Genomic DNA, 17,457 nt, shown 5'->3' on the forward strand with positions numbered 1-17,457 from the left:
GTCGGCGCTGCGTCGCGTGGTATGCAGCGGTGAGACCCTGTCCCCGGCCTTGGCGGCAAGAGCGTTGCGTCAGCTGCCGCAGGCGCGGCTGGAGAACCTGTACGGGCCGACGGAGGCAGCCATCGACGTCACCTCCTGGTCCTGCCGGCCGGACGCGACCGAGCGGGTGCCGATCGGGCGGCCCATCGCGAACGTCGAATGCCGGGTGCTCGACCGGCGTGGCGGGTGGCTGCCGGGTGGCGCGGTCGGCGAGCTGTACGTCGGCGGAGCGGGGCTGGCCCGGGGTTACCTGTGCCGTCCGGGGTTGACTGCCGAGCGGTTCGTGCCGGTGATCGGCACCGCCGCTGGCAGCCGCCACTACCGCACCGGCGACCGGGTCCGGCGGCGGCCGGACGGAACGCTGGAGTTCCACGGCCGCGACGATCATCAGGTGAAGATCGGCGGGAACCGGGTGGAGCTGGACGAGGTGGCGGCCACGGTGCGCCGGCTGCCGAACGTACGGGATGCCGTGGCGCTGGCTCACCCGGACGCCCGGGGGGATCTTTACATCGTCGCCTATGTGACGGGCGAGGTTGCCGGTCCGGACGCGGCCGAGGCCGTGCGCGAAGCCTGCCGAACCCACCTGCCGGCGTACATGGTGCCCGGTCGGGTGCTGCCGCTCGACCACCTGCCGCTGACCGCGAACGGCAAAGTCGACCGCGCCGCGTTGCCGGTGCCGGGACCGGCCGCGCCGGAGCGCCGAGCCACGCCGCCCGCCACGGAGCGGGAGCAGCGGCTGCTCGAGCTGTGGCGTCTCCATCTGGACACGGTCGAGGTCGGGGTGACGGACAACTTCTTCGCCCGGGGCGGGGACAGTATCCGGGCCCTTCGCCTGGTCGCCGCCGCCGAGGTGGTCGGGCTGCGGTTCGATCTCGGCGACCTGCTCCAGCATCCCACGGTCCGGGGACTTGCCCGCCAGCTGGCAGACGAGTGGCGGAAGGAGGGGACCGGCGCGTCGCCCGGTGCTGCACCGTTCGCGCTGTGCCCGGCGGCAGCGGTTCGGGCTGACGTGGCGGACGCGTACCCGATCTCGATGGGGCAGCGGGCGCTGCTGTTCCAGAGCCAGCACCACCGGTCGTACGAGATCTACCTGACCAGCGTGGCGGTGCGGGATCGGCTGGACCCGGAGGCGTTGGCCGCCGCGGTCGAAGGAGCCACACTGCGGCACGCCTACCTGCGCTCCACCTTCGACCTGTTGTCGTACCCGGAGCCGATGCAACTGGTCCACCCTGACATGCGAACGGCGCTCGAGGTGGTCGACGTACGGGGGCTGGCGGAGCCGACGCGGGCGGCGCGGATCGGGCAGTGGCTGCGTGAGGAGCGGCGCCGGGCGTTCGACACGGCGGCCGGCCCGCTGGTGCGGTTCACCGTGCACCGGGCGGACCAGGACTTCCGGCTGACGGTGAGCAGCTTCGCGCTGGACGGGTGGTGCGACGCCACGCTGCTGACCGAGATCCTCGCCGACTACGCTCTGCGCCGCGATGGCGGCGGAGCCGCCATCGCGGCCCCACGCGTCGAGTATCGCGACTTCGTGACGGCCGAACTAGCCGCGATCCGGTCGGCGGAACACCGACGGTTCTGGCAACGTGAGCTGGCTGGAGCGCGGGTGACCGAGGTGAGGGGCCTGCTCGCGGACGGCGTCGTCGCGTCCGACGGCGACCCGCCGGGGCTCGACGACCGCCGGCACGTGTGGACGGTGCCTCGCGCGGTGGCCGCCCGGCTCGACGCGCTCGCAGGCGAGTTGGGTGTGGGCCTCAAGCACCTGCTGCTGGCCGTGCACCTGCAGGTGACCGCCGAACTCGCCGGTCACCGGGACATCGTTACCGGCCTGCAGGTCAACGGGCGGCCGGAGCGGCCGGACGGTGACCGTTGCGTCGGCATGTTCAACAACATTGTTCCGTTGCGGGTCCGAGTGGCGGCAGCATCCTGGGCCGACCTGGCCCGTACCGCGTACGACGCGGAGGCGCGGGTGGCGCCCTACCGGCGCTATCCCCTGGTGGAGTTGGAACGCCGCTTCGGCGCCGCAGGTCTGTTCGACACGCTGTTCGTGTTCACCCACTTCCACGTCTACCGGCAGCTCGCGGTCTCCGGTCTGGAGATCTTCGGTATGCACGCGCCCGATCAGACCTACCTCCCGTTGACGGCACACTTCCACCGCGGCGCGGACACGGACCGCCTGCACCTGGTCCTGGAGTTCGATCCCACCCGCCTCGACCGGCTCCGGGTCGCACGTATCGGCGCGCGTTACCGCGCGGCGCTCGCGGCGCTCGTCGTCGACCCGGAGGCCCGACCGCCGGCGGTCAGCGACCCCGGTGACCTGCCTCCCGCGGAGGCCGGACCACCGGCACGGTCCTCATCGCCGCGCTCCCGGGCAGCGCGGATGGACCGATTGCTCAGCCGGCTGGCGACGCTCTCGGACGAGGAGGCCGCCGTCTTGGCCGATCCATCGGCGCCGAACCCTTTGGCGACGGAAAGGGGAGTCGCACATGGACGATCTTGACGACCGGATCGCGCGGCTGTCACCGGCGAAGCGGGAGCTGCTGGCGCAGTGGCTGCGGGAAGGCGAGCCGGAACACGCCCCGTACGTGGAGCCGTCGAACGCCGTCGAACGGTCCCTCGTCGACATCTGGGGAGAGGTGTTGGAGGTCGACCTGCTCGGCATCGACGACGACTACTTCGAGCTGGGCGGCGACTCGATCCACGCGATCGTGATCGTGGCCCGGGCGCAGCAGGTCGGTCTGGCGCTCGGCACCCAGGACATCTTCGACGGCCGCACGGTGCGGACCGTCGCCGCTCGGATCGCACCGCCATCGGTGGCGACGGCTCCGGAGTTGCCGGCCCCGGCCGAGGCCGACCCGGTCGGGTTTCCGCTGACCCCCTTGCAGGAAGGCATCCTCTACCACTGCCTGGCCGGCGATACCGACGGCGCGTACGTGGTGCAACTGCACTGCCGGCTGGTCGGTGACCTGGACCTGGCGGCGTTCGCGGCAGCGTGGCGCGCGGTCTTCGCCGCGCATCCCGCGCTGCGCGCGGTGGTGCGGTGGCAGGACGACGGACGGCCCAGGCAGGTCCTCTTGCCGGACGCGACGATGTCGGTGGAGACAGTCGACCACCGTAAACTCGACGAGACCGAGCGGCAGGCGGCCTTCGCCCGACTCCTCGACGAGGACCGGCGGCGCGGCTTCGAGCTGCGCAAAGGGCCGTTGATGCGGCTGCTGTTCGTGATCGAAGGCCCCGCCAACCATCGATGTGTGTGGACGTATCATCATCTGGTGCTCGACGGGTGGTCCCAGCAGCTCGTCCTGGGAGAGGTGTTCGACCGCTACACCGATCCGGCCGGGTTCGTCGCGACTGCGGACCGCCCGTCCTTCGCCGACTTCCTCACCCGCTCGGCGGCCTACCGGGCGGTCGACGAGGAGTTCTTGCGCGAGCGGTTGGCGGGTCTCGACGGCGGGACCCGGATCGCCGAGGCCGGTGCACAGTCGCCCGTCGCGGTGCCTCGCGGTCGGGTGGACCTGGTCGTTCCCACCGAGCTAACAGCCCAACTGGGTGCCTTCGCCAGGAGCCGCGGCCTGACCCTCGCCACCCTGGTGCACGCCGTCTGGGCGCTGCTGCTGGGCCTGCGGACGGGACGTGACGACGTGGTGTTCGGCTCGACCCTATCCGGCCGTCCCGTTTGGCTGGGGGAGGCGACGCGCTGCGTCGGCATGTTCGTCAACACGTTGCCGCTCCGCGTGCTGGTCACCCCGGCCGCGGTCGTGTCGTCCTGGCTGGTGGCGATCCAACGGGAACTCGCCGCGCTCGCCGACCACCAGCACGCGGCCCTGAGCCGGATCGAGCGGACCGCGGCGACCGGCTCCGGAGCGCCCCTGTTCGACAGCATCCTCGTGGTGGAGAACTATCCGACCTGGATCGGGGAGGGCGACAGGGTTGCCGGACTGCGGATCGACGAACTGGTTGTCTCCGTGGACGAGGGGTATCCGGTGGTCGTCGAGTTCACCCCGGGTACGCCTGCGGCCCTGCGGGCCCGTTTCGACCCGCGGCGGGTCGACCGGTCCGTGGTGATGGCGCTGATGTCGGCCATGGTGACCTGCCTGCGAATGCTGCCGGGCCACGTCGACGCCGAGGTGGCCACGCTACGGCAGCGCGTCGGCAGGAGCCTCGCGGAGCAGCTGACCGAACTGCGTGCCGAGGCCCGGGAGGCGGCCGGTCGACGGTTGCCGACCGCCCGGCGTCGCCCCACGCCGGTCCCCCGGACCGACCGGGCAGCCGGCGCATGAGTGACCTGCGTCCCGCACGCGCCCTCGGCAGACTGCTGCTGGGCCACTTCCGTCGGCACCGCGATCGCGGCCTGCAGGATGTCGCGACCGGCGCGCTGCGGCAGGCGAGCGACAGAACCTCGTGGGTGGTGGCGATCCTCAACCTGACGCTGCGGGTACGGCGGTGGCTGCACCACGTGTGCTACCTGGCCCCGCGCAGGGCCGCCACCCGGCTGCGTTACCACGGGCCCGGACCGGAGCCGGCGGTCCACCGAACGATGTCGCTGCTGTGCCCGACCCGCAGCCGTCCGGACCAGGCGGCCCTGCTGCTGCGCAGCCTGTCCGGAACGGCGGTGGCGCCACAGCGGGTGGAGGTGCTCTTCTACGTCGACGCGGACGACCCCGACCTGGCGGTCTACCGCGAGTTGGCGGGGGAGGCGCCGCGGAGGTTTCCCCGGCTGGGCGGGTGCGTCCTGGTGGTGGGTGAGCCCATCGGGGTACCCGCCGCCTGGAACGTTCTGGCCGCGACAGCCAGCGGCGACCTGCTGATGATGGCCAACGACGATCAGCGCTACGTCGACTACGGCTGGGACGTCGCCCTCGACGCTCGGGTCGGCGAACTCGTCCAGGGTTGCCCGGACGAGGTGCTGTGCCTCTACTTCGACGGTGGACAGTACGGCGAACGAGGCCGCGACTTCCCGATCGTCACCCGTGCGTGGTACGACGCCCTCGGCTACTTCGTGCCAGAGATCTTCTCCCAGTGGGAGGTCGAGACCTGGGTGTTCGACATCGCCGAGCGGATGGAGCGGCTCATCTGCGTGCCCGGCGTCTTCGTGGAGCACCTGCATTACCACGACTACAAGGCTCCGTTCGACGCGACGTACCAGCGGCACAGCATGACACGGGAGAAGTCCTTCGCCGACCACGCCCTGTTTTTGCGGACGCTGCCGCAGCGGCTCGCGGAGGTGACCAAGCTGCGGGCGATGGCGGGGACAAGGGCCGACGGCGCATCGGCGGACGGTGCCCGCGGCGGCGCTCCCCTCGATTCCGCCGGGCTCTGGTTCGTCGATCACCTTGCCGACTCCTACGGGCGGGTCGCCGAGGAACTGGACCGCTGGCTGACGGCGAGCGACGCCTCCTGGGATGCCGACGGCGGACCGTCGACCGCCACGGGCACCGATTGGCGCCGTACCGTGCTGTTCCGCGACGGGGCGTGGACGGCGGTGGCGGAATCCGACCTTCCGCTGCTCCGCGACGTGCTGGCCGCCATTCCGGAGGCGACCCTTCCCCCCGACACGCTGATCGACCTGGCCGTGTTGAACGCTGGCGGGGCCGCTCCGGTGGCGTTGCCCGGCCACCCCGGCACCACGGTCGTGTGGGCACTGCGAGTGCCGTCGGGGACGGAGGCGGGGGCGGGCGACACCCGGGTCGTCTGGAGCCCGGGACAGTGCCTGCTGTTTCCCGCGGCTCCGCCGGTCGTGGTGCGCTGTGGCGGCGACGGCGAGTTGGTGGTTCTGCGTTGGCCCAGCGTTGACGGGGTGCGGCCATGACCGGGCGCTTCCTGGAGGGCGTGGCGGATCCCGAGCTCCGCCGTAGGGTCGCCGCCCTCTCACCCGACCAGCGCGCCCGCTTCGAGCAGGCCCTGCGCCGCCGCTTGGAGCGGCCCGACGGGCTCGCTGCGGCCTCCGGGGCGGGACCGTGGCGTGCCTCCTTCGGGCAGGAGCGGATGTGGGTCGCGGGGGAGCGGTCGCCCGGCGACCACAACTACGCGGTCGCCGTCCGGCTGCGTGGCCAGCTCCGGCTGCCCGCGTTTCGGGCGAGCGTGTGGCGGGTGGTGCAGCGGCACGAGGTGCTGCGGACCGAGCTGCGGCTCTCCGACGAGGGCCTGATGCAGCTCGTCCACGCTGCGGTCGGAGCGCGGGTGCCGCTTGCGGACCTCACCGTGCTGGCAGTACGCCCGGACGAGCCGTTGCCGCCGGCCGTCCGGAACGTGCTGCGGACGGAGGCGCGCCGCCCGTTCGAGCTCCGCGGGAGGCCGCCCCTGCGGGTGATCGTCCTGCGGTTCTCGCCGACCGACCACTGCGTCTTGGTGGCGATGCACCATGCGGCCACCGACGGGTGGTCCCTGTCGGTGCTGCTCGACGAGATCGTCACGGGGTACCGGGATCTGGTCGCCGGACGGACGTGGTCGGCGCCGCCGCTACCGGCACAGTACCGCGACTACGCGGCCTGGCAGCGACGCCGGCTGGCCGGCCCCGAAGGTGCCGCGCTGGTCGAGTTCTGGCGCGAGAGCACCCGAGACCTCACGCAGCTCCGGCTGCCGGCGGACGCGCCCCGCCAGGTGCTGGCACCCGGCGAGCCGATCGGCGCCAATCACGAGGTCGTTCTGGACTCCGACCTGTCCCGTCGGCTCGCACGGCTGCACGACGCGCAGGGCGGCACCGAGTTCATGTTGGCGCTGACCGCGCTCGTGGTGGTCCTCGCAACCGTGACCGGACAGTTGGACGTGGTCCTGGGGACGCTCACCGCCGGCCGCACCCGGCCTGAGCTGGAGCGGCTCATCGGCTACTTCGTCAACGTCCTGCTGCTGCGGTTCCGGTTGCCGGCGACCGCGTCGTTCCGGCAACTGTGGACCCTGGTTCGGGAGCAGGTGACCGGCGCCTACGGGCATCAGGAGCTGCCGTACGAGGAGTTGCTGCGGCTGCTCCGCGCCGAGGCGGGCTCGGGGGACGCACCGATCCGTGTGCTCTGCGTCGCGCACCCGACCGAGGTTCGGGCACACCTGCCGGGGCTGCGCGTCGACACCTACGACGTCGACCTCGGCAACGCTCCCTTCGACCTCGTCGTCGAACTCCGCAACCGGTCGGGTGAGCTGCGCTTCGTGCTGCAGTACGACGTCCGGGTCCTCACGCCGGCGGCGGTCACCGTGCTCGGTGAGCACCTCCGCGCGGTCCTGCGTGCAGCGCTGGCCGACCTGGACGCGCCGTGGACCCGGCTGCTCGCACCGGCGCTGCCGCATCTGGATTCCGGGCCGCCGGCGTCGTCGCACGCGCCCGAGGCCGACGACACCGTGCACGGACCGATCGAGGAGCAGGCGCGACGACGGCCGGACGCGGTGGCGGTGATCGAGGGCGACCGGCACCTGTCGTTCCGTGCCCTGAACCGTCGGGCGAACCAGCTGGCCTGGCACCTGTGTGCCGCCGGCGTGGCACCGGAGGACCGGGTGGGGGTCTGCCTGCCCCGGTCGGCCGCCGCGGTGATCGCGACGCTGGCCGTGCTCAAGGCTGGTGCCGCCTACGTTGCGCTGGACCCGGCCCTGCCGCCCGCGCGCCTCGCCGAACTCGCCGCCGGCCTCCGGGTGATCGTCTCGACGTCGTCGTTCGAGGCGCTCCTGTCGGACCCGGGCGTCGACGTGGTGTGGCTGGACCGCGACGCTGCCGCGATCGCCGCGCGCGACGCGGGTGACCTGCGCCGGCCGGTCCATGCCGACCAGGCGGCCTACCTGGTGTACACCTCCGGCTCGACCGGGCGGCCCAAGGCGGTGGTGGGTACCCATCGCGGCCTGGTGAACCGGGCGCGCTGGATGCAGGCGACGCACCCGGTCGCTGCCGGTGAGGTCTGCGCACTACGTGTCGCGGTGGGTTTCGTCGACGCGGCGTGGGAGACGTTCGGACCACTGCGGGCGGGTGGCACGCTGGACGTCGTCGCTGAAGCCGACGCTGGTGACCCCGTCGCGCTCGCCGACCGGCTGGCCCGTACCGGTGCCGCCCGAGTGGTCGCGGCACCGGGGCTGCTGGTGCTGTTGTGCGACGCCCAGCGTGAGGTGGGCGACCGGCTCGCCGGAGTACGAACCTGGCAGGTCAGCGGCGAGGAACTGCCGGCGGCGGTGGCGCTCCGCTTCCGGCAGCGGCTACCCGACGCCAAACTGCTTAACCTGTACGGCTCCGCCGAGGTGGCCGCCGACGCCACCGCCGCCGAGGTGGCCGGGCCGCTTCCGGTGCGGGTGCCGATCGGCCGGCCCCTACACGGGGTGACGGTCTGGGTCGCTGACCACCTCGGCCGCGCCGTGCCGGCCCTCGCTCCCGGGGAACTCCACGTCGGCGGGGCGGGGGTCGCGCGCGGCTACGACGGCCGGCCCGGCGAGACCGCGGCCGTCTTCCTCCCTGACCCGTACGGCCTGCCGGGCGCGCGTGCCTACCGGACCGGCGACCGCGGTCGGGTGCGCGCCGACGGGCAACTGGAGTTCCTCGGCCGGCTCGACCGGCAGGTGCAGGTGCGCGGTCACCGGGTGGAGCCGGCCGAGGTCGAGGCGGCGCTGCTGACCCATCCGGGCGTACGGCAGGCCGTGGTGACGGCCCGCCTCGACGGCGCCGGATCGACCAGCCTGGTCGGGTACGTGGTTCCCGACGGTACCGGCCCGGTGACGGATCCGCGACAGCTTCGGGCCTTCCTGGCCGGGCTCCTGCCGCGGTACTCGATCCCGGCGCGGATGGTCGCCTTACCGGCGTTGCCCTGCAACCGCAACGGCAAGGTGGACCATGCCGCGCTGCCCCCTCCGGAAACCGTAGCGGCGATCACCGTCGACGCCGTCGCGGGGGCAGACGGCGGCCTGCGGAGTGCGCTGGAACAGACCGTCGTGGACGCCTTCGCCGAGGTCCTCGGCGTGCCGACGGTCGGCCGCGACGACGACTTCTTCCTAGCAGGCGGACACTCGATCCTCGCCGGGCAGCTCGTGCGGCTGCTCGGCGACCGGCTCGGGGTCACGCTGCGCCTCGTCGATCTCTTCGAGGCTCCCACGGCGGCGGCCCTGGCCGAGCGGTGTGCGTCCGCCGTGCCGGCCGATCCTGGTGACGATTCGCTGCGCCCGACGCCGGCCGCCTGGCACGATCCGTTCCCGCTCACCGACGTGCAGCAGGCATACCTGGTCGGACGCGGCGACGAACTGCTGCTCGGTGGTGTTTCCACCCACGCCTACCTGGAGTTCCATGTCGGTCGTTTTGAGGCCAGCCGGTTCGGTCGGGCGTTGAACGGCGTCGTCGCGCGCCATCCGATGCTGCGGGCGGTCCTTCGGACCGACGGGAACCAGCAGGTGCTTCCGGACGTGCCCCCGTACCGCGTCGCCGTCGAGGACCTACGAGGGCTCGCCCCCGAACGGCGCGCGGAGCGGCTGTCGGCGGTGCGTCGACGGATGTCCCACCAGGTGCACGCCGCAGACCGGTGGCCGCTGTTCGAGGTCCGCGCGACGCTGCTGACCGGGCCGGACCCGGCACCCGACGCGATGGTGCACGTGAGCATCGACGCCCTGATTTGTGACGCCTACAGCTTCGGCCTGCTGATGGACGAGCTGAACGCCCGCTACCGGGACCCGGTGCTGCGCCTGCCCGAGCTCACGGTCAGCTTCCGCGACTACGTGCTGCACCGGATGGCGGGCCGGGGCGGTAACGGGTACGCCACCGCGCTCGGATACTGGCGGGAGCGCCTGCCGGAGTTGCCCGCCGGACCAGAGCTACCGGTGCCGTCGCAGCCGGTGCCGATCAGCGCTCCCCGCTTCTCCCGGCGCTCCGGCCGGCTAGTCGCCAATCGATGGGCGGCGGTCCGAGACGCGGCGACCACCGCAGGTCTGACCCCGTCGGTCGTACTGCTGGCGGCGTTCACCGAGGTCCTCACCCGGTGGAGCCGGCGCCCGCACTACTCGGTCATCCTGACCGTCTTCGACCGTGATCCGGTGCATCCGCAGCTCGGCCAGGTGGTCGGTGACTTCACCACGTTGACGGTGCTCGAAGTGGACCACCGTCGTGCGGCCTCCTTCGTGGAGCGGGCCCGGGCGTTGCAGCGCCGGCTCTGGTCTGACTTGGACGCTGGTGCGGTGAGCGCGGTGACGGTCATGCGGGAATGGGCGGCCGCTCGAGGCCTCCCACCGGACCCGATGACGCCGGTGGTGTTCACGTCCAACCTGCCGCTGTCGGCCAGCGCGGAAGCCGGATTCCCAGCTCGGGGGGATGGCCTGGGCGAGCTGCGGTACGGCATCACCCAGACGCCACAGGTCCACCTCGACCACCAGGTTAGCGAGGAGAACGGCGAGCTGCTGTTCAACTGGGACACCGTGGACGACGTGTTCCCGCCCGGCGTGCTCGACGACATGTTCACCGCGTACCGGGCTCTGCTGGACGCGGTGGCGGACGGGCCGACAGCGTGGGGGCGACCGCTGTCACCGCCGTTGCCCGCGGCCCAGGCCACTCGTCGGGCGGAGGTCAACCGCACCGCCGCCCCGCTGCCGGAGCGCTGTCTGCACGACGCCGTGGTGGCGGCAGCAGCACGCCACCCCGATCGGATCGCGGTGCTCGCGTCCACCCGCCAGATGACCTATGCGGAGCTGGTCGGCCATGCGAACCGCGTGGCGCGCACGCTGCGAAGAAGTGGCGTGGGCCGCAACAGGCTGGTGGCGGTGGCGGCGCACCGTGGCTGGCAGCAGGTGACCGCCACGCTCGGCGTGCTGCTGAGTGGAGCCGCGTTCCTGCCGCTCGATCCGGACCTGCCCGGGCAGCGGTTCGTCGCGCTGGCCCGGCGTGGCGAGGTCGACGTGCTGCTGACCGAGCGGACGCTGGTCGACCGCCTGCCCAATATCCCGGGGGTGGCGGTTGTCGCCGTCGATGACGACACGTCGCTCAGCCGGGACGACCGGCCGATGGCGGCGACGTCGTCGCTCGACGACCTGGCTTACGTCATCTTCACCTCCGGCTCGACCGGAGAACCGAAGGGCGTCACGATAGACCACCGGGGCAGCGCCAACACCGTGCAGGCCGTCAACCGGCGCCTCGACGTCGGCCCCGAGGACCGCGTGCTGGCCGTCTCGTCGCTGAGTTTCGATCTGGCGGTCTACGACCTGTTCGGGATCCTGGCCGTGGGAGGCGCGGTCGTCGTGCCGGACCATCATCGCCGGGCCGACCCGGCGCACTGGGCACAGCTCGTCCGGGACGCCAGGGTCACGATCTGGAACTCCGTGCCGGCCCTCGCGGAGCTGCTGGCCGGTCACGCCGAGGCGCTCGACTCGGACGCCCTGACGTCACTGCGCGCGGTACTGCTCAGCGGGGACTGGATCCCCGTTGACCTGCCGGAGCGGGTCCGTGCGCTGACGGGTGCGCAGGTGCTCAGCCTCGGCGGGGCGACGGAGGGGTCGATCTGGTCGGTGTGGTACCCGGTGGGACGGGTCGAGTCGTACTGGCGCAGCATTCCGTACGGCAAACCGATGCCGAATCAGACATTGCGGGTGCTCGACGCGCAGTTGCGGGACCGGCCTGACCTGGTCCCCGGCGAGCTGTACATCGGCGGCACCGGGGTAGCGGTGGGCTACTGGCGCGACGACGAGCGCACCGCCGACAGTTTCATCCACCATCCGGACGACGGCGGGCGCCTGTACCGCACCGGCGACCTCGCCCGCTACCTGCCGGACGGCAACCTGGAGTTCCTCGGTCGGGAGGACACCCAGGTGAAGATCAACGGATATCGGATCGAGCTCGGTGAGATCGAGGCGGTGCTCAGCAGGACATCCGAGGTACGGGCTGCCACGGTGATCGCGGCGGGTCGGAGCCGCGGCGACCGCCGGCTCGTCGCCTTCCTCGTCCCCGCCGATCCGGACCGCTTCGACGTCGACGTGGTGCGGCGGCGGGCGGCCGAGGTGCTCCCCGACTATCTCCGCCCCACCGGCTGGATCCCACTGGAGAGACTGCCACTCACCGGCAACGGCAAGGTGGACCAGGCCGCGTTGCAGCGGCTCGCGGCGGAGCGCCTCGCGGCCTGCCTGGCCGCACCGGCCACCGCCGCAGCGCCTTCCGGTGAACTGGTCGAGACGGTCGGCGGGCTCTGGCGGGAAACGTTAGGATTCGACGCCGTCGCCCCCGACGACAACTTCTTCCTGCTGGGCGGCACCTCGTTGGTCGCGATCCGGCTGCTGGACCGGATACAGGCGGTGTTCGGCGTGCGGGTCCCGCTGGCGCAGCTGTTCGCCGCGCCCACGGTGCGCGGGCTCGCGGAGTCGGTGGCCGGCGCCGACCGGAGCCCGGTCGTGCCCACCGCCGCGTCCGCCTTCGTCGCCGACCCGGCGGCCCGGTTCGAGCCGTTCGCCCTCACCGACCTGCAGCAGGCGTACTGGGTTGGCCGCCGGCTGGGCGGCGTCGCCACCCACCTGTACCTGGAACTGGACGCCACCGACCTGGACGTGCCCCGGTTGGAACGTGCCCTGGACCGGCTGATCGATCGGCACGACGCCCTGCGCACCGTGCTGCGCGCCGACGGCCAGCAGCAGGTGCTGCGCGAGGTCCCGCCGTACCGCATCGGGGTAGTCGACCGGCGGGCGGCGGACGGGACCGACCCGCAGCCCCGGCACGAGCTCTCCCACGAGGTGCGTGACCTCGGCCGGTGGCCCCTGTTCGAACTCCGCGTCGAACGGTTCGAGCAGGGCCGGTCCCGCCTGCACGTCAGCCTGGATCTGTTGACGATGGACGCCCGGAGTCTGCAGATCCTCACTGGTGAGCTACTGACCTATTACGCCGATGCCCACGCGGAGCTGCCGCCGATCGGGCTGACCTTCCGCGACTACCTGACTGCGGTGTCGCGCCTGCGGCGATCGGCCCGGTACGCCGAGGACCTGCGGTACTGGCGCTCACGACTGGCCCAACTACCGCCCCCGCCGGCGCTGCCGCTGCTGCCCGCCGAGGAGAACGGCGCGGCGCCCACCTTCACCCGGCTGACCACGGAACTCGACGAGAACGCCTGGCGGGCCCTGCGGCAGTGGGCGGCCGGCGCCGACATCACCCCGTCCAGCGTGGTGTGCACGGTGTTCTGTCAGGTGCTCGCCGCCTGGAGCACGTCGCCGGCCTTCACCCTCAACCTCACCACCTTCAACCGCCTGCCGCTGCATCCCGACGTCGACAAGCTGGTCGGTGACTTCACCGCGACCAATCTGCTGGCGGTGGAGCTGACCGGGGGGGCGTTCCTGACCGCCGCCCGGCAGCTGCAGGCCCAGCTCTGGCAGGACCTCGAACACCACCTGGTCAGTGGCGTGGAGGTGCAGCGGATGCTGCGCCAGGAGCCGGGCGTCGCCTCGGACGGGATCATGCCGGTGGTCTTCACCAGCACGTTGCTGCCGGCCGACACGCCGGCCGAGGGCACCGGGCCGCCGCTGGCCACGCTGCGGTACGCGGTCAGCCAGACGCCACAGGTGCTCCTCGACCACCAGGTCACCGAGGACGAAGGTCGCCTGATCTGCAACTGGGACTTCGTCGCTGCGGCCTTCCCCCCGGAGCTGGTCGAGACCATGTTCGCGGCGTTCGAGGACGCCCTGGGCCGGCTGGCCAGGGAGGCCGGCACGGCGGTAGACGGAGGTGCTCCATGACCATTCAGCCAGCTTCGGTCGAACTGCCGGACGCGCAACACGACCTCGTGGCGGCCCTGAACGACACGGCTGCTCCGACCCCCTCCGGAAACCTCGCCGGCAACGTCGCGCGGGCCCTGGACGCCCATCCCGAGCGCACCGCGGTGATCGCTCCCGGCAGGACCCTCAGTTACGGCGACGTGGCCGTGCACGCGGCGCACCTGGAACGGCGGTTGGCGGCCGCCGGCATCGAGCCCGGCAGCCGCGTCGTGCTCGCCACCGAGCACGGTTGGGAGCAGCTCGTCGGCTCGCTGGCGATCCTGCGGGCCGGCGGCGTCTACCTACCGGTCGCCCCGGACCTGCCGCAGACCGTGCGCTGGCAGGTCGCCAGGCGAGCCGGGGCCAGCGCCGTACTCACCCAGTGGTGGCTCACCGACCGCCTTGCCTGGCCCCGCGACCTGGCCGTGCTCGCACCCGACGAGGAACCCGCCACCGTAGCCCCGGCTCCCGTCCAGCTTGCGGACGACGCGCCGGCGGCGCTACTGCCCTACGGACCGGATCGTGTCCCGGCCCCGGTCTCGCACCGGGCCCTGCTCGATGCGGCCACGGACGTCAACCGCCGGCTGGGGCTCGGTGCCGACGACCGGCTGCTCGCTCTCGCCCCCGCGGGCTCGGCCGTCGCGTCGTACGAGATGTTCGGCCCACTGCTGGCCGGCGCGGCGGTGGTGTATTGCGTCGACGTCGACGTGCACCACCCACGGGCGTGGCTGGAGCAACTGCGGCGGCAGGGGGTCACCATCTGGATCACCACTTCGGCGCGGCTGACCCTGCTGCTCGACGAGTTGGCCGCCACCGGCGAGCCGCTGCCCGACAGCCTACGGGCGGTGGTGATCACCGGGGACCGGCTCGATCCGCGACACGTGGCGGAGCTGCGCAGTCGGGTCGGGCGGGAGTTGCGGGTGGCGTACGCGACGTCCCTGCTGCCGGGACAACCGTGGGTGGCGTGGTCGGAGCTGACGGAGCTCGGCGAACACTGGCGCTCTGTTCCGATCGGGCGGCCGATGGCCAACCAGCGGCTGTTCGTGCTCTCCACCGCGTCGGCGCCCTGCCCGACCTGGGTGACCGGGCGGCTTCACCTCGGCGGTGCCGCCGCCGCGGGGCGGGAAACCGGGGAACCTTCGGTCGTCCATCCCGAAACGGGTGAGCCGCTGCTGGCCACCGACGTCTCGGCCCGGCTCCTGCCAGAGGGGGTGATCGAGGTAGTCGGTGAGGGTTCCTCACAGGTGACGGTGCACGGCCGACCCCTGAACGTCCGGGACGCCGAGGTCGCCCTGGGCGCCCACGAGGCGGTGCGTGACGCGGTCGTGGTGACCTGGCCGGACAGCGCCGAGACGGTCGCCTTCGTGCGGCCACGTCCCCGCGCCGAGGTCTCCGCGGAGGCGCTCGCGGACCACCTGCGCCGTAAGGTCTCGCCGTACCTCATCCCGGCGCGGATCGAGCTGCGCGACGCGTTGCCGTTGACGCCCGACGGTTGCGTCGACCGTGCCGCGCTGCGCGAGGCCGCGACGCCGTGGGTGGCGGCGCCGGCCGGCCCGCCGGCGAGGCCGGTGACGTCCGGAGCACTGCCGGGTGCTCCCGGCGAGGACGCGACCCGGGCCGGCGAGCAGGAGCTCATCCGGCGGGTTACCGCGTTGGCATGCCGTCTGTTCGACGTCACCGAGATCGACCCGCACACCAACCTGCTCGACATCGGTGCGACCTCTTATCAGCTGGTGCGCCTAGCCACCGTGGTCGAGGAGGAGCTGGGTGTAGAGGTGGACGTTGATGAGCTGCTCCGGTTCCCGTCCGTGGCCGTCATCGTCGGCGCGCACCTGGGCCGCAACCACGAGCCGGCACCGACAGCGGCCGCCGGCGGCGGCCCCGCCCGCGGCGCTGACCCGGCACAGCCGGGCGGCGACCGGGCACCCGTCGTCGACGCCGCGTCGACCACTCCGACGGTGCTCAGCCGGATCCAGGACCGTCAGGCGTTCCGCGAGGCCGGACACGGCATCCGACGGGACCTGGACGCCCGGCCGGCGGTGCCGTTGGCGCCGGCGGCCAGGCCCGCGCCGGCCTTCCGGACGGTACGCCGGTTCGATTCCCGTCCGGTCGACCTCGACCTGCTCGGCACGCTGCTTCAGGCCCTGCAGGTGACGTCCTCGGCCGGCCGGCCGACGCGACGCTACCCCTCCGCCGGAGGTAGCTACGCGGTCGGGGCCTATGTCCTCGTCGCACCCGGGCGGGTGCGTTCGCTCGCCACCGGCAGCTACTACTACCACCCGGTACACCACCGGCTGGTCCCGGTCGCCGTGGACGTGGTCCTGCCGGCGTCGGCCCACGCGGAACCGAACCGTGTTGCGTTCCGGCAGAGCGCCTTCTCGCTGTACCTGGTCGCCCGGATGCCCGCCATCACACCGCTCTACGGTGATCTCGCCTGGGACTTCACCGTGTTCGAGGCCGGTGCCATGACGCAGCTCCTCGGCGCCGCCGCCGAGGAGTGCGGGCTCGGCTTGTGCCCCGTGGGGGCGATGGACCCGACGCCGCTGTCCGAACTGCTCGCGCTCGAGCGGGACGACAGGTTCGTGCACGCCTTGCTCTGTGGGGTGCCCGAGGGAGCGCCGGCATGATGGCGCCGGGGCCTGGCCCGACGGCTGGCCGGCGGCGGACGGTGGCGGTCAGCCCGCCCGGCGGGGCCCTCGTGCCGGCGGACGCCTCGCAGCACGGCCGGCTGCCGTTCCGCGTCGTGCCCGGCCGGCCGGGAGTGGTCCTGGCCGACGTGGCCCGAGCCCGGCCCGATCTGATCCGGGACTGGCTGCATCGCAGTGGCGCGGTGCTCTTCCGTGGCTTCGCCGTCACCCTGGACAGCTTTGCCGACGTCGCCCGGGCACTCGCCGGCGAGCTTGCGCCGTACGTCGAGCGGTCGACTCCGCGTACCCGGGTGCGCGACCGGGTGTACACCGCAACGGATCACCCGAGCGACCAGGTCATCGGACTACATCACGAGAACGCCTACCAGCAGGTGTTTCCCCGGTTCCTGGTCTTCGGCTGTCTCGTCGCACCGACCGACGGCGGCGCCACGCCGCTGGCCGACGCCCGTCGGGTGCTGGCCCAGGTCCCGGAGCCGGTCCGCGAGCCGTTCCTCCGGCACGGCGTGTGCTACATCCGCAACTTCTCCGAAGGGCTTGGCCTGTCGTGGCAGGAGGCGTTCCAGACGACGAGCCGGGCGGTGGTCGAGCAGTACTGCGCCGAGCGGGACATCGAGGTCCGGTGGCGGCCCGACGGCGGGCTGCGCACCCGGCAGGTCCGACCGGCGGTGGCGAGGCACCCGGCCACCGGCGAGCTGTGCTGGTTCAACCATGCGCTGTTCTTCAACGCCGCCGGCCTGCCGGCGGCCGTGCGGGGTGCCCTGGTGAGCCAACTCGGTGCGGACGGGTTGCCGAACCAGACCTGCTACGGCGATGGTCGTCCCATCCCCGACGAGGTGTTGTCCACGCTGGCCGAGATCTACGCGGCCGAACGCGTCGCGGTGCCGTGGCGGGCCGGCGACGTGCTGTTGGTCGACAACCTCCTCGCCGCGCACGGCCGCGAGTCGTTCACCGGTGCCCGGCAGGTCGTGGTCGGCATGGCGGGTCCGACCTCCTGGGCGGACGTCGGCACGGGAGGGGGGCGATGACCGGACCACGGCCGGGTGGTGCCCTGCCGCTGGGGACGGTGGCGCGTGGGCTCTGGCCGCAGCTGCGACACCTGCCG

At 72.6% G+C, this 17,457-nt stretch carries 6 protein-coding genes (1 of these 6 running past the window's edge); all 6 read left to right on the plus strand.

The window, feature by feature from the left end; all coding sequences use genetic code 11:
• Tightly spaced (each overlapping or abutting the next), the 6 genes in view from LPU43_RS24380 to LPU43_RS24405 form a layout consistent with a single transcriptional unit that may run on beyond the window.
• A protein-coding gene (locus LPU43_RS24380) for a non-ribosomal peptide synthetase (protein WP_229402851.1) crosses the window boundary here: on the plus strand, window positions 1-2,539 show its 3' end. Its footprint begins 4,208 nt before the window's first position; 2,539 of the gene's 6,747 nt are visible here — the last part of the coding sequence; the start codon falls outside the window, past its left edge; it ends in the stop codon at window positions 2,537-2,539.
• Window positions 2,526-4,319: a condensation domain-containing protein gene (locus LPU43_RS24385; RefSeq protein WP_229402852.1), complete on the plus strand. Its 1,794-nt coding sequence runs from the start codon at window positions 2,526-2,528 to the stop codon at window positions 4,317-4,319. Before LPU43_RS24380 ends, LPU43_RS24385 begins: the two co-directional genes overlap by 14 nt.
• Window positions 4,316-5,848, plus strand: a complete 1,533-nt coding sequence (locus LPU43_RS24390) for a glycosyltransferase family 2 protein (RefSeq protein WP_229402853.1) — start codon at window positions 4,316-4,318, stop codon at window positions 5,846-5,848. The genes LPU43_RS24385 and LPU43_RS24390 overlap by 4 nt, the downstream gene beginning before the upstream one ends.
• Entirely contained in the window at window positions 5,845-13,689 is a 7,845-nt protein-coding gene (locus LPU43_RS24395) for a non-ribosomal peptide synthetase (RefSeq protein WP_229402854.1), read from the plus strand. Before LPU43_RS24390 ends, LPU43_RS24395 begins: the two co-directional genes overlap by 4 nt.
• Window positions 13,686-16,334, plus strand: coding sequence for an AMP-binding protein (locus LPU43_RS24400; protein WP_229402855.1), 2,649 nt, complete (start codon window positions 13,686-13,688; stop codon window positions 16,332-16,334). Before LPU43_RS24395 ends, LPU43_RS24400 begins: the two co-directional genes overlap by 4 nt.
• Window positions 16,331-17,380: a TauD/TfdA family dioxygenase gene (locus LPU43_RS24405; protein WP_229402856.1), complete on the plus strand. Its 1,050-nt coding sequence runs from the start codon at window positions 16,331-16,333 to the stop codon at window positions 17,378-17,380. The genes LPU43_RS24400 and LPU43_RS24405 overlap by 4 nt, the downstream gene beginning before the upstream one ends.
• The last annotated feature ends 77 nt before the right edge of the window (window positions 17,381-17,457 follow it).

Source organism: Micromonospora okii (assembly GCF_020884795.1).
GTDB lineage: Bacteria > Actinomycetota > Actinomycetes > Mycobacteriales > Micromonosporaceae > Micromonospora > Micromonospora okii.

What these genes read in the sequence shown, in the direction of transcription:
- LPU43_RS24385 (WP_229402852.1), top strand. Translation starts at nt 2,526, where the DNA reads ATGGACGATCTTGACGACCGGATCGCGCGGCTGTCACCGGCGAAGCGG.
- LPU43_RS24390 (WP_229402853.1), top strand. Translation starts at nt 4,316, where the DNA reads ATGAGTGACCTGCGTCCCGCACGCGCCCTCGGCAGACTGCTGCTGGGC.
- LPU43_RS24395 (WP_229402854.1), top strand. Translation starts at nt 5,845, where the DNA reads ATGACCGGGCGCTTCCTGGAGGGCGTGGCGGATCCCGAGCTCCGCCGT.
- LPU43_RS24400 (WP_229402855.1), top strand. Translation starts at nt 13,686, where the DNA reads ATGACCATTCAGCCAGCTTCGGTCGAACTGCCGGACGCGCAACACGAC.
- LPU43_RS24405 (WP_229402856.1), top strand. Translation starts at nt 16,331, where the DNA reads ATGATGGCGCCGGGGCCTGGCCCGACGGCTGGCCGGCGGCGGACGGTG.